The sequence below is a fragment of the Arthrobacter mangrovi genome (genome assembly GCF_026011795.1).
Lineage (GTDB): Bacteria > Actinomycetota > Actinomycetes > Actinomycetales > Micrococcaceae > Crystallibacter > Crystallibacter mangrovi.
The window spans coordinates 17,050-36,676 of the sequence record NZ_BRVS01000027.1 but is presented as its reverse complement, the minus strand read 5'-3'; the positions used below and the strand labels follow the sequence as shown (position 1 = coordinate 36,676).

Genomic DNA, 19,627 nt, shown 5'->3' with positions numbered 1-19,627 from the left:
CGTTAGTGCATGGAAGCGTGCCGCCGTGGGTGATCGGGATGCAGAAAGAGGGCTGCTAGCGGGAGCGTCGCGCCGGTTGGCTACGGATGGGTTCGGGAGTCTTGGTTATTCGTGTAAGCCGGCCAGGCGGCTGCCGAATTTCGCGAGGGCCGAGGTCTTGGCCGAGCCGCGCCATTCCTCCCATGCGTCTGCTATACCGAACAGCCGGTACATCGCGTGAACGCCGAGCCAGCGGATGGGTTCCGGCTCCCAGCTGCGTGAGCGGTAACCGACCCAGGGCAATTGCGTTCGCTCGGTCTTGTGTCCGAGTGCGAGCTCGGCGAGGGTTCGTGCCCCGACGAAGGCGGAGGTGACACCGTGTCCGGCGTAGCCGACGGACGCGCCGACGCCGGATCCCGGATCCCACGTGACGCTTGCGTTCCAGTCCCTGGTCACGCCCAGAACTCCGGACCAGGCGTGCTCGGCCCTGAATTCGATGCCGGGGAAGAAGCGGTGCAGTTTTTGCAGCAGCTGGCGCACGGTTGCCTCCGACGTCCGGCCGTGTCCTCCGGTTCCCGAGGCGAACCGGTAGGGCATGCCACGGCCGCCGATCGCGATCCGGCTGTCGGCGGTGCGCTGCGCGTAAATGAACGCATGGGCCGAGTCGTTGAGGCACTGGAGGCCGTTCCAGCCGATGTGTTCCCAGTCCCGGTCGTCCAGCCGTTGCGTAACGATCATGGAGGAGTTGATGGGAATGAGCCTGCGGGGTCCAAGCAGCGGGGCGGAATAGCCCTCGGTGCAGATGAAGGCCATAGGTGCCCTCACCCTCCCTGCTTCAAGGGTGACGGTGCCGTTCTCCACGGAGAGTACACGACTGGATTCGTACAGCCTTACGCCCTTGGATTCCAGTACCCCGGCCAGGCCGTGCACCAGTTTGGCGGGATCGATCCGTGCAACATCAGGATAGAAGAGCCCTCCGTGGACGTCGTCGATATTGATCAGGTTCTTGAACTCCTGCCGGTCCAGAACCTGAACCTGTTCCGGTGCGTAGCCATAGGAAAGGTCTGCCTGGCGCTTGTCCAAGAGCCGCTGGAGTCCGGCCTCTGTGTGGGCGGCCGAGAGCGTCCCGCCTTTGTGCTGGTCGGCTTGGATGCCCTCACCGCCGAGCGTGTCCAGCATGCCGTCCACTGATCTGATGAACTCCTGCTGCAACGCTATGCTGGCGGACTTGCCTTCGGCGGCGGCGCGGGCAAACCGGGCACGGTTCCCGGGGACGAGGGCCGATGCCCAGCCGCCGTTCCTGCCAGAAGCGCCGTAGCCGATACGTTCCGCTTCTAAAACGGCGATGGAAAGCGAAGGGTCGAGTGATTTGGCGAAGTAGGCGGCCCAGAGGCCGGTCAGCCCGCCGCCGATGATGGCCAGGTCAATGGTGTCCTCCCCCTCGAACCGGGGCTGAGACAGATGCTCCGGCTGCAGGTTCGCCATCCAAAAGCCGAGGTGTCCGTTGAGGGGCTCGGCCGATACGGCAGTCATGGTCTAGCTCCTGTGTCGTGTCAGATTGAGGTTGTAAAACCGGGAGTGGCAGGCGCGCGTTGTCGAGTAGCACGCCTGCCGCCCGGTTGGGGATGCCTAGGCCACGGGCAGGCGCTGGGACTGGGGGGCGCTCCGCGTCCACAGTCCAGGGATTAAACGCATGGCCAGCCAATAGGATGCGCCTGCGGCGATAGTTGCCGGAATGGTAGCGGTCATGTATTCGAAGCCGGGCCGGGCCGTGAAGTGCACGGGATCGAGGATCAGGAGGTAGGTGGCAACACCGGCGGCGGCCCCGATGAAGCCGGCAGGGTTGACCCCGCCGAAGTACCAGTACGTTCCTCCGCGGTCCTCGGTGAAGAGTGCCCGCACGTCGAGGTGCTGTTTCCGGATGAAGTAGTAGTCGGCGATTTGGACGCCGCAGATCGGTCCGAGCGTCACGCCTGCGAACGCCAGGAAGGTCCCGTAGTTGTCCATGAAGGGGCCCGCGAAAAACACCAGGATGGCCAGTACCGGAAGGATGGAGATCGCCGTGGAGCCTTTCCAGCTGACTTTCCGGTCAATGGACGGTACTTGTTTGAGGGCGAGTGCGCAGACGTAGACCCCGATCATGGTGGTGCCGATGTTGGCCAGCACGATGAACCCGAGAGCGACTACTCCGAATACGGGTCCTCCTACTTCGATCAGGAAGGCTGTTGGATCTCCACCCGATTCCGGCACTGCGAGGCTGGCGAACAGACCGATGATGATGACCAGGCTCATCGTCACGCCCAGTCCGAGGACCACGGGGAGGATGGAGCCGCGGGTGGACTTGCTGAATCTGGTTAGGCCACCGACGTATGGCCACCAGGCCACGGCACCGGCGATGCCCAGCTCGGTAACCAGGGCGTAGTTCAGTCGCTCGCTGGGGTAGGGCTCGAGGGGACGAGCCGCGAAGATGGTCTCCAGACCAACGTTGGTCACGAGGATGATCATGATGACGGCGGAGAGCGCGATCACGCTGACGGCGATGACCGGGCCGATGTTGCGCAGGGTGTCCGGGCCCTTGCGGAGCAGGATGAAGACGACCAGGCAACCCAGGATCCCGAAGCCGATTTCCGCCGCGGCGCGTTGGGCCTCCGGAAGGACGTTCATGGTGATGAGCGCAGAAGCTGCGGCGCGGCCCAGGAAGATGGTCAGTACTGCGTTCCAGCCCGCCATGATCAAGAGCACCAGGACCAGAGCGAAGTTGGAGCCGCGGACGCCGAACTGCGGGCGGGTGGAGCGGACGGCTTCGATGCCGTAGCGGCTTGAGGCGGGCACCGCGGCCAGCATCATGATGAACAGGCCCAGCAGGGTGCCGGCCGTGATGGCGATGCTGCCCCGCCCGGCGGGAAGCCAGTAGGCAATGTATCCGCCGGTGATGAAGCACCAGGTGGCCACCGCGGCCGAGGCCGAATTGCCGAACAGGGCCAGGGGCCCCCAGGTGCGCTGCCCGGGCAGCAGGGGCAGTGAGCCTTCTACAATGGCGGAGGAGTTCTGCTGGCTGCTCATGCGGGAAACACCAGCCCCACCAGGAGCAGCGCCGCGGGAAGCACAAGGGTCAGTCCGGCCAGCAGGAAGAATCCCTGCCGGTCGAGCGGTTCCCCTTGGTTCTCCGGCCTTTCCAATGCTGACAAGCGGTCGTCGAGCTCATTCATTGTGCATCTCCTTTGATGGCAAAACACTCTCCGTGCTCTGTCTCGTCGCCGTCGGGATTGGGCCCCCAGACGCCAAGCATCCGCGCATACACAGGGGCCCAGTAGCGGCCCGTTTGACCACCAGGTACGCAAATGGTGTCGCCGGGAGACAAGACATGTTCGACGCCGGCGCATTCGACGTGCAGCTCCCCTTCGATCACGAAGGCGTATTCGTCGTGCGGATGGGTATCTGCCCAGCCGGCTGCTTCCAGTTCCCATTCGGCCAGCAGTCCCCCGATCCAGCCGCCTTCGGCCGGCGGAGGTGTAATCCAGCGTGATCGGACGCCAGGCCAGTCCGGTGATACGGCTGGTATATCGGTCCTGCGGAAAACCGCCGCCTGCTCAGCCGCCAATGTCTTCTCCGTCATGCCATTACCTTCCTTTTCTTGGTTGTCAGGGTCAGCGGCTTTCCGGGCTTGGGCAGCCCCCGAGTGGATGGCTCCGTCGATCCAGCCGGGCCACTGCTTCGCCAGGTCGGATGAGGCAAAGTGGACCCGGCCGTGTGGCTTGTCGAAGGCCTGCTCGTGGCCGGCCACTACCCATCCGGGACCCCAGATACTCCAGGCTCCGTCGGAATTGTCGTCACTGTCCCAGTCATGTGCGTCGCAGGCCAAAACCACGGCGTCAGGCGCATACTTCCGGATGGCCGCCTCCACGGCGCGGGGGTCAGACGCCCTAAGGGCTTGGGGATCGTATCCGAAGCCCACTACCAGGCTGCTGCCGTCCGCCAGGGAGTACTCGTTGCTAAGCCATTGGATGGGGCCGCCCCAGCCCAGTGCGAACAGTCCCTCGGGGACCCCTGTTGCCCGGGCCCACACTTTGATCGAGCGGCAAGGGTGACCCGCTCTGATAGCTGCGGCTTTGTCGGACGGAAGCGGGGGTTCGAAGCGGATGCGATGCAGCGCGTTGAGGGGAACCGTGCACACAATCGTCTCTGCCGTATACGGACCCCTGGCCGTGTCCACGCGGACCCCGGTGCTATCCTGAGCAATCGCCGTCACCGGGGTGGAGAGTACGATGTCGGCGCCGCTGTCAGCGAGGATTGCTTCGGCCAGCTGTGTGGTCCCGTGGGCGAACTTCTGGGCTAGCCCGTCATAGAGTGCACTGGCCCGGTCGCCGAACTCGGCCATCATGCGCGCGTAGTGCAACACGCTGACCTCCCCCGGGGCGCACCCGCCGTACATCGCCGCCCAGGCGTAGACAAACTCGCGGGAAGCCAGCGGCAGAGCCTTCGTGGGCTCCCACTCGGTGATGGCGACGTCCCATTCGCTGTAATCCGTCCCGGCAACGATGGCGCCTCCCGGCACCGCCGCCATCGCCCGGTGCAGGGCGGCGAGGAAGGCTTCGGCTGCCCCGAATTCCTCCGCGGGAATCGGTGCCGTCGCCCGACGCACGCCGCCGGTATCCCAGACGAAGGTTTTGGGCGCCGGCTGGTCGACGACCTCGACTCTGTAGCGGTCAATCTCCGTGGCGAGGCTACTCATGCTTTCCGTGGAAAACCACGTTCCGCCGTACTCGACCTTGCGTCCGCTGCCCGGAAACTCCTTGTACCAGGTGCGCCCGCCGATGCGCTCCTGCGACTCCAAAACCACAACGCGCTGGCCCCGGGCGGCAAGATCGCGTGCAGCGATCAGGCCGGCGAATCCCGCTCCAACGACGATCGCGTCGTAGTTGGTTTGCTCTTCCATGGGTTCCTTTCCTGCCGGCTAGTCGATCCGAGCCATCACGTGCTTGACGACGGTGTAGTCCTCGATGGCGTAAGTGGACAGGTCCTTGCCGTAGCCGGACATCTTGTAGCCGCCGTGCGGCATCTCGTCGGCCACCGTCAGGTGGTCATTGAGCCAGACGGCGCCGAACTGAAGCTTCCGCGCCAGTCGCAGGCTGCGGCCCAGGTTCTCGGTCCAGACCGAAGCGGAAAGACCGTAGTCCACCCCGTTGGCCATCGACAGGGCTTCCTGCTCGTCGCTGAACCGCTGCACGGTGATGACCGGGCCGAAGACTTCGCTGCGGACGATCTCCGCGTCAGCCCCCACATTGCCGATGATGGTCGGTTCGACAAAGTAGCCTGCAGGGCCCGTCGCCGAACCCCCGATGACTATGTCGGCCCCCGCACTTGAGGCCCGGTCGATGAATCCGGTGACCCGGTCCCGCTGGGCCGCAGAGATCACCGGCCCCATGTCCATGGCGTCCGCTTCGAACGGACCGCCGACGCGCAGGGAGGCAACCGCCGGCACCAGGGCCGCCATGAGGTCGTCGTACGCGTTGTCCTGCACCAGCAGGCGGCAGGCGGCCGTGCAGTCCTGGCCGGAATTCCAGAAACTTGCCACCTTGAGGGTCTCGGCAAGCCGGGCGAAGTCGGCGTCGGGGAAAACCATCACCGGTGCCTTGCCGCCCAGCTCAAGATGCGTGCGTTTCACCCGCTCAGCCGCAGCACGGAGCACGTGCTGGCCGGTGCCTACGCTCCCGGTGACGCAGACCATGTCGATCCCGGGGTGCCCGCTAAGCGCAGCTCCGGTGGACCCGTCGCCGGCCACCACATTCAACACACCCGGTGGCAGGATGTCGGCCGTAAGTTCCGCCAGCCGCAGCGTGGACAGCGGCGTCAGCTCGCTCGGCTTCAGCACAATGGTGTTGCCGGCGGCGAGGGCCGGACCGATCTTCCAGGCCGCCATCACCAGCGGGTAATTCCACGGGGTGATCTGCCCGATCACGCCCACCGGATCACGGCGGATGAACGACGTCCGCCCGGCGACATACTCGCGGGCGGCCTTGCCTTCCAGTACACGTGCCGCCCCGCCGAAGAACCGCAGCTGCTCAGCGGCGCCGGCGACTTCGTCGAAGGCAACACCGCGTGGTTTGCCGGTGTTGCGTGCCTCGAGGTCCCCCAGTTCCTGCTGATGATCGATGAGCCGGTCCGCCAGAGCGTTGAGCATCGTGTCGCGTTCCACCGGCGTCGTGTCCGCCCAGTTGTCGAACGCAGACTGCGCCGACACGACGGCGGCATGGACCATGCTGGCGTCCGCAATGGGCACCTCCGCGATGGTCTGCCCGGTGGAGGGATCAACGGCGGCGTGGACACGTTCGGCGGAGCCCGCGCGCGCTTCACCGGCAATGTGCGCGGCCGCGAAGGTTGTGGTTGTCATGCTGTCTCTTTCTCGGCTGGGGGTCAGGGGAATTCGATGACAGTGCGTCCCGTCGCACCTGAGCCCATGGCGGTAAAGGCTTCATTGATGTCTGCCAGGGGAATGCGATCGCCGACGAGGAGCTCAAGATCGAGCGCTCCGCTGCTGTGCAGACCGAGGATGCGGTTGAAATCCACTGAGGGCCGGGATGAGCCGTAGTTGCTGCCGGTGAGGGTGAGCTCCCGGCCGGACATGGCCATCGGATCAATGGAGATCTTCACTCCGCTGGGGACCTGGCCTACAACGACGGCGGTGCCTCCCGGGGCGAGTGCGGCATAGGCCTGCTCTATGGTGCCGGCCCGCCCGATCGCCTCGAAGGCATACTCCACGCCGTCGCCCCCGCTGATCTCCTTGATGGCCCCAACGACGTCGGTTTCCCGGGCGTTGATGGTGTGCGTGGCACCGGCGCGGCGCGCCAATTCGAGTTTCTCCTCGGAAAGGTCCACCGCGATGATTGTTGCAGGAGACTGCAGGCGTGCGCCCATGATGGCCGACAGGCCGACGCCGCCGGCTCCAATCACTGCAACAGTCGATCCCGGTGCAACCGGAACCGTGTTCATGGCGGCGCCAACGCCGGTGGTGACCGCGCAGCCGACCAGCGCTGCGATGGCGGGTGAGACGTCGTCGGCGATCTTGATGGCTCCGCTTTCCGGAACCACCGCATACTCCGCGAACGATCCGACCGAGAGGTAGCTGTACACCGGGTCACCGCCGCGACTGAGCCTGGTGGTGCCGTCCGGAAGTACATTCCGATAGGCGTTCTGTACCGCCGACGTGCACAGCTGGGGGCGGCCGGAGACACAGTAGAGGCACCTGCGGCAGGACGGTGTCCAGGAGAGAGCGACGCTGTCGCCGACGTTCACGTCGGTGACGCCGTCGCCGACCTCGACCACGATGCCCGCTCCTTCGTGCCCGAGGACCAGCGGGGTCTGCGCCGCCCATTCACCGAGCACGACGTGGTAGTCGCTGTGGCAGACGCCGCTGGCTGTCATCCGCACCATCACTTCACCCGGCTGCGGTCCGGAGACCGAAAGTTCGGCGATCTGCAGGGGTGTCCCGGGCCCGTTGAAGACGGCTCCTTTCATGTGCATGTCAGGACCCCGCTGCCTGCGCGGTGGTGCCGGCATGCCCCCCGAGGAACCCGCTGGTGCGCCCATCCTTGAGCCCCATGACCTCGGAGTAACTCGAGTACGGGTACCACCAGTACTTGCGTTCCAGCTGGTAGTCGAAGCTGACGTGGCTCGTCTCCTGGAAGGTCTCCAGGCCCTCCTCGCCCAGTTCCCGGCCAAGCCCGCTGCGGCGGAACCCCCCGAAGGGACCTGCGTCATTGTCCACCAGCGGATTGTTGATCCAGACCTGCCCGAACCGCAGTTCCTTGGCTGCACGCCAGGCACGCTCCATGTTGGTGGTCAGCACATTGGCGCCCAGTCCCATGTCACTGTCGTTGGCGAGCTGCAGGGCATCATCGAACGATTCCACGGGGACCAGGGGCATCACCGGCCCGAAGATCTCCCCGAGTTCGATCAACTGGTCATGCGTGAGGCCGGTCAGGACGGTGGGCCGGTAAAAGAGGCCCGGACCTTCCGGTTCAGTGCCTCCGGCGAGCACGGTGGCGCCCAGCCCGCGCGCCGTTTCCACATACTTGCGGGCCTTCTCGAGCTGGCTTGCATTGCCCAAGGCGCCGATGTCCGTGTTGGGGTCCATCGGATCGCCGACGATGAGCTCCTCCGCCCGCTGGGCCAGCTTCCTGGAGAACTCGTCGAAGATGTTGCGCATGACGTAGATGCGCTCGGAGGAAGTGCAGACCTGGCCGGCGTTGGTGAAGCCGGCCCAGAGGGCCGCCTCGACCGCGTCGTCAACATCGACGTCGTCGCAAATGATCATGGCATCGTGGCCGGAAAGCTCGAGGGAAAGGCGCTTGACCTGATCCGCCGTGGAGCGGATGATTGCCTGCCCGGCCGCTACCGATCCGGTGAACGCCACCATGTCCGTCTTCGGATGCTCAACCAGCCGGATTCCGGGTTCGACGCCCCCCGTGAGCACCTGGACGACGCCCGGCGGGGTGCCGAGCATCTCGACGAGCCGGAGTACCGTCAGCGGAGCTTCGGCCGGGGGCTTGATCACGACGGCATTGCCCGCCGCCAGCGCGGGAGCCAGTTTCCACGACAGCAGCAGAGCAGGGTAATTCCACGGTGCGATGGCCGCCACAACACCGACGGGCCGCTTGAGCACCAGGTTGGTGAGCGTCGGCTCCTGCGACGGGACAATCCTGCCGCCCGCGTTGCGCCCCATTTCCGCGTAGTACTCGGTCGCCTCCGCGACCCAGCGGATTTCATCCATGTTCTCGGCCAGGGAAGAGCCGCCCTCGAGGGTCAGCAGCTCGGCCAGCTCGCGCTGGTTGGCCCGCACCTTGGCGGCGAATTCGTGCATGACTGCGGCCCGGGCAAGCGCGGAGGTCTGGCCCCAGCCGCGCTGGGCCCGAGCGGCCGCTGCGACTGCGCGGTAGACATCGGCGTCGGAAGCTTCCGGAACAGTGTCGATGACTGTCCCCGACGCGGGATTGACGACCTCTATGGTGTTGCCGTTCTCTGCGTCGACCCACTCGCCGTCGATGAGCATCTGCATGGCTTACGTCTCCATCCTGTGAGTCCGGATCCGCACCGGAAGGCTCGGATCGGTTGCTAGGAGAAGACGCTAGATCGAGGGTGATGCCGATCACCATGGGATTTATATCCGGGCAAGCACCTAGGACCCCTCCCATGAGGGTGGCCGCTTCCCGCTTTTCTATGACCCGGCGGCGATCCGCATCGCCTGGCCTCGGCTGGTGACACCCAGCTTTTTGTAGATGGAAGTGAGATGGTTCTGCAGGGTCTTTGCCGACATGCCCAGGCCTGCAGCCAGCTCGCGGTTGGGCTGCCCGAGCTCCATCGCTTCCAGCACCTGGCGCTCGCGCGGCGTCAACGCGTCCAGCCGGGCACCAGCAGAAGCGTGCGGAATGACAGCCCTGACTCCACATGACCAGCCGGCCTCGGCCGCCCGTTCAATGAAGCCATCCAGTCCGCGCACGCTCAACCGCGCGTCTCCGGCAACAGTCGCAAGCCGGTCCAGGCCCGAGGGAGCCTCCCGGTCATCATGGACTTCAATGCACAACGATCCGTCACGCTGGCCAAATACGAGGAGTGCCGATGATTCCGCCGCCGCTGCCGCTGGCGCTGCCAGCGCATCAACAACATGGACAAGCCGCGGCGCAAGGTCGATCGGAATACTGGCCGGCCAATCGTCGATGCGTATGGCAATTTCCTTGCCGGTTCGGGCAGACAGGCGGGGCACAAGCTGGTCGCGGATCGACGGCAGGACGTCGATACCAGCCTTGATCCCCCGTTCCATTTCCAATGCCAGCCCCTTTAGGCGTCCGGCCATCCCCGGCAGATCGACGGCCGCCGATCCATCCGCCAACAGCAACGCCTCCGCCCGGATTGCCTCCGCAAACCTGCCCAGGTCCCTGTTGGCCTCATCCGCAGCCTGGACGCTCCAGTCGCTGATAACCCTGTACCGCTCCGACCGCAGCTGCTGGAAGTCCCGCTTCAACAGGAAGGATTCGATCAGTGCAGCGGCGGTAGCTCCCACCACCTCCAGCGGAGCCAGATCGTCCAGACCGAACCGCCGGGGCCGCGAGGAGAAGACCTCAAGGATGCCGAGCCTCCGCTGACCGCGCATCAAAGGCAGGCAGGCGTAGCCACGGAGTTTCTCCTTGTGCACGATATCCCTGGCTACTCCGGGATCGGCGCTGAGATCTTCAATAGCCAGCGGTTCCCGAAGCCCGAACGACTGCCCGGCCAAACCCTCATGCAACTTCCACGTTTCGATGCCCCGGACGTACTCATCGGAAAGTCCTCGGCTGGCTACCAGAACGTAACGCTGCTGGATCATGTCGGCATAGGAGATGGTGCCGATGCCGGTGTGTACGATTTCGAGGCCGCTGTCGAGGACTGCCTGGAGGACTGCGGCATCGTCCTCGACATGTCCAATGGTGTGCGCCATTCGTCTCAGAGGCCGCGAATCTGTTGATCCGGTATCGCTCTCCCCCTCTGTGCCTTTGCGAGGGCTTCCTTGATCCATGCGCTGGGGCTGAGGAAGAACTTCAAGAGGCACCAGCCGCGCACGATGCCCCGATTCCTCATCCGCCTTGATCCGCATAGCCGCCTCCACATCGGCTTCCCGGTACAACCGGTAATTTCCGGCGGAACGCACGGGGCTCAAAAGCCCGGCCTGCTCCCACGACCGCAGTTTCCAAGGAGAGACCGCCACCCGCGCAGCAGCCGCTCCAATACTGATGAGGTGCTCCCCCATCTCAGCCCTCCTCAAGGTTTGTGAAGCTTTACTGAAGGTTGTGATAAGTGAGTCTAGGCAGTCGCGACACGGTTCTCAGCAGTGCGCCGACGCCAACGGACATATGTCACGGAATTTCTGCGGGGAACCGGCATCTCCTGCGCTCATTCGAGCCTTCATGGATGGCCTGCCGCGCGTGCACCCAGTTCAACAGTCGATGGTGACGATGACGATTCCTTGGGGCGCAGGGAGCGGCCAATGTGGAATTGGTTGAAGGCGGGCAATTCAATGCCGTGTCCAAGGGCTGCCGGGCTCCCGGAGTTGAGTTCGGCCCCTGCCTAGGAGCTACTGGGCCAGGGGCACTGCCACGGCCCCTCGGGGTTTGAAAACTGCCTGGGCCGGAGGTCTGCACCATGTACTTGCGGGGGCGTTAATGGGCGAAGATGTCCATTCCCGGCCCGGTGCCGGTTCCGGTGAAGAAGAATACCGTCAGCACCGCGACCCAGAGGATCCAGAACACGACGGTGAAGGGCAGCATCCGGCCGATCACTGAGCCAATTCCGGCGTCTGGTTCGTACTTGCGCAGGTAGCTGAGGATGATCACCAGGTAGGGGTTCAGCGGCGTGAGCACCTGGGTGGCGGAGTCGCCGACGCGGAAGGCAGCCTGGGTGAAGCCTGCCTCGTAGCCGATGAGGGCGAACATGGGGATGAACACCGCTGCGATCAGGGTCCATAGGGACGATCCGGAGGCGACGACGAGGTTCAACAGTGAGACCACCAGGACGAACGCCAGCACTGCGCCAAAGCCGGTGAAGTTCGCGCGCTCCAGGCCTTGGGCACCGTTCACGGCGACCCAGGACGCGAGTCCGCTCCAGGTGAACAGGGCCAGGAACTGGGCCAGGACGAAGGCCACGACGATGAACGAGATGGCGTCCTTGACGGCTTGACCCATCATCTCGGCGACGGACTGGATCCCCGTGATGTTCTTCAGTTTGGCTCCGTAGACGATCGACGGGACGATCAGCACCGTGAAGACCAGGAAGATGACCGAGCTGAGCAGCGGCGACTTCGGGAGGAAGCCGCCTTCCTCGTTGCGCAACGGCGCTCCCTCGGGCAGTGCAAGGGCCAGGATGATGACGACGACGACGAGCAGGGCCGAGCCGGCCCAACGCAGGGCCGCATGCTCCTCGGCGGTGACCGCCGCGGCGGCGCCCTGTTCCTGTTCCGCGGATTTTCCGGTACCGACACCCATCCGGTTGAGACGCGGTTCCAGAATCCTGTCGATCACGAGGCCGCCGGCGATCGTTAACACCACGGACAGGACCATGTTCAGGGCGAGGTTCGAGACCGGGGTGACGGTCAGGACCTGGTGGGCGACCGGTGCAGCGGCGGCGTTGGTAATGCCGGCCAGCAGGGCATCGGTGGAAGTGATGAACGGGGTGCAGCTGAACGCGGCGAGGCCCACGGCGTAGGCGCCGAGCAGGCCAGCGACAGGGTTGCGGCCAGCTGCCTTGAAGACCAGAGCGGCGATCGGGGGGATGACCAGGATGGACGCGTCGGACATGATGTGCGCACAGAGGGCGACGAGGGCGATCACGTAGGGCAGTGCCCACCGCGGGGCCCGGCCCAGAGTCGATTTCACCAGGGTTATCAGCAGGCCAGTTCGTTCTGCGACGCCGACCGCCAGCAGAAGAGTCACGACGACTCCGAGCGGCGGGAAGGAGATGAAGTTGTCCACCGCGTTGGTGAAGAGCCAAGCGATCCCCTCTCCGGAGAACAGGCCCCGCACCGGTGTCGCCTCGGCCGTTCCCGGGACCTGGGTGCTGACACCGAACCAGGAAACCACTGTCGAGACGACACCGATGGCCAGGAAGAGGTAGAGGAATAACGCGAAGGGCTCCGGCAGCTTATTGCCGACGCGCTCGATGCCGTCGATGCACGCGCTGCCGAAGCCGCGCTTTCCTCCATGCGGCGCCGTCGGTGATTTCTGCACGCGGTCCTTCGTTTCCATCGTTTTCCGGCTCATGCGTGTGCCTCCATCGTGGCGTGCTGGCGGATATCTTTGGCGATGCGACCCTTGGCCATCACCGTCAGGATGTTTTCCCTGGCGGAGAGGCCGCCGATGTCGGCGAGGGGATCGATTCGGGAAAGTACGAGGTCGGCGTCTTTGCCTTCCTCGACGGAGCCGATCCGATCTGCGCGGCCAAGCAGCCTGGCGGCTTCAAGGGTGCCGGCGGAGATGGCGGCCATCGGGGACATGCCGAAGTCGACCAAATGGGAAAGCTCCGTGAGGTTGCTACCGTGGGGGCAGATTCCGGCGTCGGTGCCCATGGCGACCTTAACGCCCGCGGCGATGGCCTCGCGGATGCACCCGTGGAGCTTCTCCTGAAGCCGCAACTTCTTCTCCACGGCGTAGGGGGCGGCCTTGGCAGGATCGGGTGGGGTGAGGCCGGTAGTGAGCGTAGGCACCATGTACGCGCCCGTGTCCAGCATGAGCTGGATGCCGGACTCGTCGATCTCGTAGGCGTGCTCCACGCTGTGCACACCGGCGGTGAGCGCATTGCGGATGCTCCGCGCGGATTGCGCGTGGGCGGCGACCGGGACGCCATGGGCCCCGGCTTCCTGGACGACGGCCGTCATCTCGTCGATGTTCAAACCGTCGTGCCAGGGAGTATCGCGCGGGGACCAGACGCCGCCGGAAGCCATGACCTTGATGACGCCCGCGCCGAGGCGCATCGCCTCCCGGGTGTTGCGCAGCGCCTCGTCGACGCCATCGGTGAGCATGCCGATGTCCCCGTTTGGTGAGAGCGCGGAGCCCATGTTGAAACCGCAGCACGTCCGGAAGTCGCCGTGGCCTCCGGTGGGACCGAGCGCCCGGTAGGCGTAGACCAGCTCAGGGCCCTCAACAATGCCCTCGACGATGGCGCGCTCTGTGGCCATGTCGAGGCCGCCCAGGTCCCGGGCAGCGGTAATGCCCGCCTCCAGGGTCTGTCGGAGCAGCGGGATGGCCTGGTAGTAGGGGTAGCCCGGCGGGTTGTCGAGCGCCTGCATGCCCATTCCTCCGGGAGTCATGGTCAGGTGTACATGCGTGTCGATGAAGCCCGGGAGCAGGAAGAGGCCGGAGCAGTCGACATGTCGTGCCCCAAGCGCCCACTCGGGAAGCTGCCCGTCGGGGCCCGTCCACGCAATCGTCCGGCCCGATACAACAACGGTTGACGCGGGGCACGGCTCTGCGCCGGTGCCGTCGACCAGGGTCGCGTTGCGGAACGCTGTCAAAGGGTGGGTTTCGTGGGACATCTCGTACTCCAAATGTGTCTGGCGCCATAGGGCTGGAGATACGCTATAAGACGTTTAGGAAAGTCCCAAAAAACGCACGATAATTTTTGTATGACCGATCAAACGCACGAACAGGGCTATCTCTCCGAACGGGACATTGAGCTGGCAAACGCCCTGCAGCTCGCCCCTCGCGCCTCCTGGGCCGAGCTGGCCGAGGTCCTGCACGCCCATCCGACCACGCTGTCGCGGCGCTGGGCACGTCTTGTCGGGCAGGGGCTGGCGCGGATGTCGATAGCGCCCAGCAGCATGCTCATGCGCGCCATCGACGTCGCCTTCGTGGAACTCACCTGCGAAAACCAGCGCGTTAAAGAGGTGGCGGACCGCCTGATCCCCGACGAGCGGCTGATGTCCATCCAGTTCATCGCAGGCGCCGGACACCTTCTGCTCACCGTCGCCGCCGCAGGTCACAGCCTTGCCGGCTTCCTGCTGGGCACCCTCGGCGAGATCCCGGGGGTCATGCATTACTCAGTCCGCACGGTGACCAGTCAGGTCGCCGAGGCCAGCAGTTGGAATTTTCGTGCGCTACCGCCGGCCCAGGCCCGCGCCCTGGCCGCGCTGCACCGCAAGTCCACTGAGTCTGCAGGCGGCACCGTCCAGCTGGACCAGACCACCCGAACGCTGCTGCGCCTCCTGAGCATAGACGGGAGATCCAGCTACCGCGAACTCGCCGCGGGAACCGGCATCGCCCCCCTTTCCGCCGCACGACGGGTGAACCGGCTAATCAGCGGGGGGTACATCAACGTCCGGTGCGACGTCGCGCGCCGCGGCTCCGGTCGCAGTATCAGCGCCATCTTGTGGGGAACCATGGCGCTGCCTGACATCGCCCGAATCAATGGAACGCTCTTTGAGAAGGTCGCCGCGCTGCGCATGATGTCGACTGTGACGGGGGCCAATAACATCCATATCGTTGTGTGGCTCAACAACCCCATGGACCTCCCGGCAGTGGAACAGCAACTGCTCGATGCCGTCCCCGGCCTGTCCATCGACGACCGCCGTATCGTACTGCGGACCTTCAAATACAACGGGGCACGGCTGAACGAGGACGGCACCTTCGCCGAAGTGATTCCCATGGCTTACTAGAACCGCCACGCGGCACGCCGACGGAAGTCCGCACACTACACGTTAAGTTTTTTCACCCACAAGCTGGAATCGTTCCGGTGGAGTTACCCTTAGTCGGCAGTGGTGCCGACGACCACTTCGCCGGTGGCGGTGGAGTCCTCGTTCAGCATCCATCCTGTGCGCTTGTGGGTACGCACCCCGACATCGGACTCGATGACCTGCACTCCTGGCGCCGCCTGTTGGAGCCCGGTTTCCACATCGGCGATGGCGCCAGGGGTACGAAGCCACAGATAGAACGTCAGGTTGGCATCTCCTGTGGTCGCGGCGCACAGCCGCAGGGTTCGGTGGGACTGCAGATAGCTGACCGCAGCCTCCAGTTGCGAGGGCGGAACGCGCACGTACCACTGGCACCCGATCGGGTAGCCCGAGTAATACTGGGCGAGTTCGCAGCGCATTGCCACCAGGCCGGTCTCCAGGGCCTGGCGCAGATGCCGGGCCACCGTCGTCGCATGGGTACCGGTTGCAGCTGCGATCTCGGTTGCCGACGCCCGCCCGTTCCCGGCCAGCACAGTCATCAGTTGGGGCAGTGTCGGAGGTGTGGCCCCGGGAGGGCGCACCACGCCGGGATGCAAGGCAGCAATGCGGCGCTGCTGCTCGGGGGACAGGACATCCAGGCGCCAGTTGTTCCCGGCAGAGTAAAGCCTGGTCGCCAGCGTCACCTGGCTGCGCAGAATGTCCGGATCGGTGCGCACCAGGGGCAGCACGTCCCTGGCCACCTGCTCCCAACTGCGCGTCAGGACGGTCAGACGCAAATCCCACGCCCGGGCCGCCTCCTCGATGGTTCCGATCTCGGGGACTGCGCATAAGCGTTCCAGTACCTTCGTCCGATGCCCGGGGCGGCATTGGATGCCGACGAAGGTGACGCACCCCTGGCCTTCGGCGGTTCCGATATGGCAGGTGACCCAAGCCTGTCCGTCCGAGCGCAGCCGCTCCCACCGGGCGGCCAAGGTGGCGGGGTGCCGGCCCAGCACCGAGCCGAGCTGGGCCCAGGTAGCGCGGGGAGCGAGTTGGAGGGCATGGATCAGTTCGAGGTCCTCAGCGGGAAGCTCCATGCAGGATCCTTCGGTTTAGTGGCCGCGTGATGCAATTTTCTCAGCTTAATGGGACCAAGTGAGCGAGGGCACGTCACACTCAAGGGATCTGCTTTCCAGCGAAAGGGGCCGTTTTGGCTTTGCCCGCTTCCTCCGCCGACCTGACTATCACCCTGCGTGAAGACGCCGCGGCCCTGGCCGGCGATATCACCGACCTGCGCCACCGCCTGCACCGCGAGCCGGAGATCGGCCTAAATCTTCCACGCACCCAGGAGAAAGTACTGACGGCCCTCGACGGTCTGGGCTACGAGATCTCCACGGGCACGGACACCACCTCCGTCACGGCAGTGCTGCGAGGAACGGCGGGAACACCAGCCAGCGGAACGCAGCGCCCGGTAGTGTTGCTGCGCGGTGATATGGACGCCCTTCCGGTACAGGAGAAAACGGGCCTGGACTACGCCTCCGAGATCCCCGGGGCCATGCACGGGTGCGGCCACGACCTGCACACCGCGATGCTTGTCGGTGCGGCGACCCTGCTCTCGTCCCGGCGGGACCAGCTGCGCGGCGACGTGGTCCTGATGTTCCAGCCCGGCGAAGAAGGCTTCGACGGAGCCGAGGTCATGATCCGCGAAGGCGTCCTCGACGCCGCCGGGACCCGACCGGATGCCGCCTACGCGCTGCACGTCATGAGCGCGCTCGGCGAGAGCGGGGCGTTCCTCTCCCGACCGGGCGCCGTGATGAGCTCTTCGGACGGGCTGGTCGTGACCGTACACGGGGCAGGCGGACACGGTTCGGCGCCCTTCGCCGCCAAGGACCCGGTCACGGTCGCCGCGGAAATGGTCATGGCGCTGCAGTCCATGGTCACCCGGCAATTCGATGTGTTCGACCCGGTAGTGATTTCCGTCGGCATGCTACAGGCGGGCACCAAGCGCAACGTCATCCCCGAGACGGCCCGCTTCGAAGCGACCATCCGTTCCTTCTCCCCACAGGCCAAGGCTCGGCTGAAAGCCTCGATCCCGCGGCTGCTGGGCGCCATCGCCGAAGGCCACGGACTGGAGGCCACGGTCGACTACATCGAAGAGTATCCGCTGACCCTCAACGACGGATCCGAGTCCGCATTCGCGCGGCACGCCGTCGACGAACTTTTCGGCCCCCAGCGCTACCGGGAGCTGGCCAATCCGCTGGCCGGCTCGGAAGACTTCTCCCGCGTCCTGGCCGAGGTGCCGGGGGCGTTCCTGTTCCTCTCCGCCGTGCCGGAAGGCACCGACTCGACCGAGGCCGCCTACAACCACTCGCCGTTCGCCGTCTTCGACGACGCCGTGCTGGCCGACGGCACCGCGCTTTACGCGCGACTGGCGCTCGAACGACTCGCGTCCGCCTGACCACGACTTCCCCTCAGCCGCTCCCCCTTCCCAGGAGATTTTGATGCCTTTCCCCCGCCCCCACATCGCCAAGCAGGCCGACGCGTCCGTCCCCGAGATCCGCCCGCCCCGGTCGAAAATCATCAAGACGCTGATCGGCACCGGTGCCGGCAACGCCGTCGAATGGTATGACTGGGCCATCTATGCCACCTTCGCTTCCTTCATCGCTTCCCAGCTGTTTAGCAAACAGGACCCCTCCAGCGCCTTCCTCGCCACGCTCGCGATCTTCGCCGTCGGCTTCGTGGCCCGACCGCTCGGCGGTTTCATCTTCGGCTGGATCGGCGACAAGGTCGGCCGGAAGGCATCGCTGACGCTCTGCGTCGGCCTGGCCTCGCTCGGCTCTCTGGCGATCGGCCTTACCCCCACCTACGACTCGATCGGCGCGGGCGCGTCGCTAATGCTGCTCATCGCACGGCTCATCCAGGGCCTCGCGCACGGCGGCGAGCTGCCGAGCGCCCAGACTTACCTGTCGGAAATGGCTCCCGCGTCCCGCCGCGGCTACTGGGCATCGCTGATCTACGCCTCGGGTACGGCCGGCATCCTGTTCGGCACCCTGCTGGGCGCGGTCCTCTCCAGCGTCATGCCGGAATCCGCCATGGCCGCCTACGGCTGGCGCATCCCCTTCCTCCTCGGCGCGGTCTTCGGGCTGGTCGCCCTGGTCATGCGCTCCCGGATGGAAGAGTCCGAACTCTTCAAATCGGAGGCGGCCGCCCATGATGCCGTCGTCTCCGGCTATCCCGCCACGGCCCGCGGTGGCCTGTTCGCCGATCTGGCCCGGCACTGGCGCCAGGCCCTACAGGTCATCGGCCTCACGGTCGGGCTGACCGTCGCCTATTACGTCTGGGGCGTCTCCACCCCGGCCTACGCGATCAACGTGCTGAAGGTCGACGCGGCGGAGGCGCTCTGGGCCGGTGTGGCCGCCAACCTGGTGTTCATCGTGGCCCTGCCGCTCTGGGGCCGGCTCTCGGACCGGATCGGCCGCAAACCGGTCCTGCTCATCAGCGGCATTGGCAGCGCGCTACTCTTCTTCCCCGCCACCTGGTTCGTCCGGGACTCGGCCCTGCAGCTGGGTCTGGCTATGTCTGCCATGCTGGTCTTCATCGCCGGATCCGCCTCGATCATGCCGGCGGTGTATGCGGAGCTCTTCCCCACCGCAGTCCGCACCATCGGTGTGGCCATCCCGTACGCGCTCTGCGTCGCGGCGTTCGGCGGCACCGCGGCCTACCTGCAAGCCGGATTCGGCGTCTGGTTCGGCGACGCCGGGCCCACCGCATTCGCACTGTACACGATCGCCCTATTGCTCGTCGGCGCCGCAACAGTGCTCTCGCTGCGCGAAGGACGGGGAGTCGACCTCAGCAACCGGTAGACTGCACTACCGATGGTCGCTACGGCCTTGCGATCCGGAACCATTATCAACCTGGTAATCCACTGACCGCCCGCGCTCCGATTATTCGAAACTCTAGACAGCTCCCTCAAAACGAATCCGATAACGGCGCATATGACCAGTACGGGTTGGACGGGTGGGAGCTATAGGATGCGAGGCTATCACTGCACCCGAACGTCCGGGAACCATCCGTCGGGTGCGAGTTTTGGTTCGAGGTGTTCGGGGTCGCGGTGTGCCGTTCTGTCGCAGTTGTAGAAGGGGCCTTGGGGGTCGAGGAGGATGCGCATGTGGTGGTCGGCGTGGTCGCGCCACCAGATGCTGATGCCGGTGGCGCCGTCGAGGCGGAGGTGTTCCCAGGCCCGCCAGAGGGCTTCGACGCGGGAGACGGCTTCGGGGTGGAAGTACCATTCCATGCACCATTTGGCACTCCTGTCGTCGACATCGCGGACGTAAGTGGGCAGCAGCTGCTCGTGCAGGAACTCCTCCGCCGAACCGAACACCAGCTGAAGCGCTTCTGCCGGCCCGGCGGTTACCGCCTCCGGCGCGCCGGCACTGTCGTCTCCCGTGTCCGCGAACAGTCCGATTTCAACTGACATCG

At 65.4% G+C, this 19,627-nt stretch carries 15 protein-coding genes; 3 read left to right on the top strand and 12 right to left on the bottom strand.

Going from position 1 to position 19,627, the window contains the following annotated elements; genetic code table 11:
- Positions 1-105: 105 nt before the first annotated feature.
- From AHIS1636_RS17915 to AHIS1636_RS17870, 10 genes are all read right to left on the bottom strand, one after another.
- The gene (locus AHIS1636_RS17915; protein WP_264797210.1) at positions 106-1,512 is read right to left on the bottom strand and encodes an NAD(P)/FAD-dependent oxidoreductase; all 1,407 of its coding nucleotides are present in this window, start codon (positions 1,510-1,512) and stop codon (positions 106-108) included.
- Between the two features lie 96 nt (positions 1,513-1,608).
- Complete coding sequence (locus AHIS1636_RS17910; RefSeq protein WP_264797209.1) at positions 1,609-3,042, bottom strand: cytosine permease; 1,434 nt, start codon at positions 3,040-3,042, stop codon at positions 1,609-1,611.
- Positions 3,039-3,188 (bottom strand): hypothetical protein, encoded by a 150-nt coding sequence (locus AHIS1636_RS17905; protein ID WP_264797208.1) that lies wholly within the window; start codon positions 3,186-3,188, stop codon positions 3,039-3,041. Before AHIS1636_RS17905 ends, AHIS1636_RS17910 begins: the two co-directional genes overlap by 4 nt.
- Entirely contained in the window at positions 3,185-4,915 is a 1,731-nt protein-coding gene (locus tag AHIS1636_RS17900; protein ID WP_264797207.1) for an FAD-dependent oxidoreductase, read from the bottom strand. Before AHIS1636_RS17900 ends, AHIS1636_RS17905 begins: the two co-directional genes overlap by 4 nt.
- 18 nt (positions 4,916-4,933) lie before the next feature.
- Positions 4,934-6,370 carry an aminobutyraldehyde dehydrogenase gene (locus tag AHIS1636_RS17895; RefSeq protein ID WP_264797206.1) on the bottom strand — a complete coding sequence of 479 codons (1,437 nt, stop codon included), beginning with the start codon at positions 6,368-6,370 and terminating at the stop codon, positions 4,934-4,936.
- A 23-nt stretch (positions 6,371-6,393) separates the two neighbouring features.
- A complete protein-coding gene (locus AHIS1636_RS17890; RefSeq protein WP_264797205.1) occupies positions 6,394-7,500 on the bottom strand; it encodes a Zn-dependent alcohol dehydrogenase in 1,107 nt (368 codons plus the stop codon).
- A 1-nt stretch (position 7,501) separates the two neighbouring features.
- Entirely contained in the window at positions 7,502-9,034 is a 1,533-nt protein-coding gene (locus AHIS1636_RS17885; RefSeq protein ID WP_264797204.1) for an aldehyde dehydrogenase family protein, read from the bottom strand.
- A 159-nt stretch (positions 9,035-9,193) separates the two neighbouring features.
- On the bottom strand, positions 9,194-10,759 hold the full coding sequence (locus AHIS1636_RS17880; RefSeq protein WP_264797203.1) for a LuxR C-terminal-related transcriptional regulator: 1,566 nt from the start codon (positions 10,757-10,759) through the stop codon (positions 9,194-9,196).
- Positions 10,760-11,168: 409 nt separating this feature from the next.
- A complete protein-coding gene (locus tag AHIS1636_RS17875) occupies positions 11,169-12,764 on the bottom strand; it encodes an AbgT family transporter (RefSeq protein WP_264797202.1) in 1,596 nt (531 codons plus the stop codon).
- Positions 12,761-14,035 (bottom strand): metal-dependent hydrolase family protein, encoded by a 1,275-nt coding sequence (locus tag AHIS1636_RS17870; RefSeq protein WP_264797201.1) that lies wholly within the window; start codon positions 14,033-14,035, stop codon positions 12,761-12,763. Before AHIS1636_RS17870 ends, AHIS1636_RS17875 begins: the two co-directional genes overlap by 4 nt.
- A 90-nt stretch (positions 14,036-14,125) precedes the next feature.
- On the opposite strand from AHIS1636_RS17870, the gene AHIS1636_RS17865 reads away from it, so the two are divergent.
- A complete protein-coding gene (locus tag AHIS1636_RS17865) occupies positions 14,126-15,154 on the top strand; it encodes an Lrp/AsnC family transcriptional regulator (RefSeq protein WP_264797200.1) in 1,029 nt (342 codons plus the stop codon).
- 89 nt (positions 15,155-15,243) lie between these two features.
- Here AHIS1636_RS17865 and AHIS1636_RS17860 read toward each other — a convergent pair whose 3' ends face one another.
- Positions 15,244-16,245 carry an Lrp/AsnC family transcriptional regulator gene (locus AHIS1636_RS17860; protein ID WP_264797199.1) on the bottom strand — a complete coding sequence of 334 codons (1,002 nt, stop codon included), beginning with the start codon at positions 16,243-16,245 and terminating at the stop codon, positions 15,244-15,246.
- Positions 16,246-16,391: 146 nt separating this feature from the next.
- Here AHIS1636_RS17860 and AHIS1636_RS17855 point away from each other — a divergent pair, with 146 nt between their 5' ends.
- Both AHIS1636_RS17855 and AHIS1636_RS17850 read left to right on the top strand, forming a co-directional pair.
- On the top strand, positions 16,392-17,606 hold the full coding sequence (locus AHIS1636_RS17855; protein ID WP_264797270.1) for a M20 metallopeptidase family protein: 1,215 nt from the start codon (positions 16,392-16,394) through the stop codon (positions 17,604-17,606).
- 43 nt (positions 17,607-17,649) lie between these two features.
- Positions 17,650-19,011 carry an MFS transporter gene (locus tag AHIS1636_RS17850; RefSeq protein ID WP_264797198.1) on the top strand — a complete coding sequence of 454 codons (1,362 nt, stop codon included), beginning with the start codon at positions 17,650-17,652 and terminating at the stop codon, positions 19,009-19,011.
- 179 nt (positions 19,012-19,190) lie between these two features.
- Here AHIS1636_RS17850 and AHIS1636_RS17845 read toward each other — a convergent pair whose 3' ends face one another.
- Positions 19,191-19,625: a DUF4913 domain-containing protein gene (locus AHIS1636_RS17845; RefSeq protein WP_264797197.1), complete on the bottom strand. Its 435-nt coding sequence runs from the start codon at positions 19,623-19,625 to the stop codon at positions 19,191-19,193.
- Positions 19,626-19,627: the final 2 nt, after the last annotated feature.

Excerpts from the sequence above, each read along its gene's own strand:
- AHIS1636_RS17870 (WP_264797201.1), bottom strand. The coding sequence starts at position 14,035 with ATGTCCCACGAAACCCACCCTTTGACAGCGTTCCGCAACGCGACCCTG.
- AHIS1636_RS17905 (WP_264797208.1), bottom strand. The coding sequence starts at position 3,188 with ATGAATGAGCTCGACGACCGCTTGTCAGCATTGGAAAGGCCGGAGAAC.
- AHIS1636_RS17890 (WP_264797205.1), bottom strand. The coding sequence starts at position 7,500 with ATGCACATGAAAGGAGCCGTCTTCAACGGGCCCGGGACACCCCTGCAG.
- AHIS1636_RS17850 (WP_264797198.1), top strand. The coding sequence starts at position 17,650 with ATGCCTTTCCCCCGCCCCCACATCGCCAAGCAGGCCGACGCGTCCGTC.
- AHIS1636_RS17885 (WP_264797204.1), bottom strand. The coding sequence starts at position 9,034 with ATGCAGATGCTCATCGACGGCGAGTGGGTCGACGCAGAGAACGGCAAC.
- AHIS1636_RS17910 (WP_264797209.1), bottom strand. The coding sequence starts at position 3,042 with ATGAGCAGCCAGCAGAACTCCTCCGCCATTGTAGAAGGCTCACTGCCC.
- AHIS1636_RS17860 (WP_264797199.1), bottom strand. The coding sequence starts at position 16,245 with ATGGAGCTTCCCGCTGAGGACCTCGAACTGATCCATGCCCTCCAACTC.
- AHIS1636_RS17895 (WP_264797206.1), bottom strand. The coding sequence starts at position 6,370 with ATGACAACCACAACCTTCGCGGCCGCGCACATTGCCGGTGAAGCGCGC.
- AHIS1636_RS17880 (WP_264797203.1), bottom strand. The coding sequence starts at position 10,759 with ATGGGGGAGCACCTCATCAGTATTGGAGCGGCTGCTGCGCGGGTGGCG.
- AHIS1636_RS17845 (WP_264797197.1), bottom strand. The coding sequence starts at position 19,625 with ATGTCAGTTGAAATCGGACTGTTCGCGGACACGGGAGACGACAGTGCC.
- AHIS1636_RS17915 (WP_264797210.1), bottom strand. The coding sequence starts at position 1,512 with ATGACTGCCGTATCGGCCGAGCCCCTCAACGGACACCTCGGCTTTTGG.
- AHIS1636_RS17900 (WP_264797207.1), bottom strand. The coding sequence starts at position 4,915 with ATGGAAGAGCAAACCAACTACGACGCGATCGTCGTTGGAGCGGGATTC.
- AHIS1636_RS17865 (WP_264797200.1), top strand. The coding sequence starts at position 14,126 with ATGACCGATCAAACGCACGAACAGGGCTATCTCTCCGAACGGGACATT.
- AHIS1636_RS17875 (WP_264797202.1), bottom strand. The coding sequence starts at position 12,764 with ATGAGCCGGAAAACGATGGAAACGAAGGACCGCGTGCAGAAATCACCG.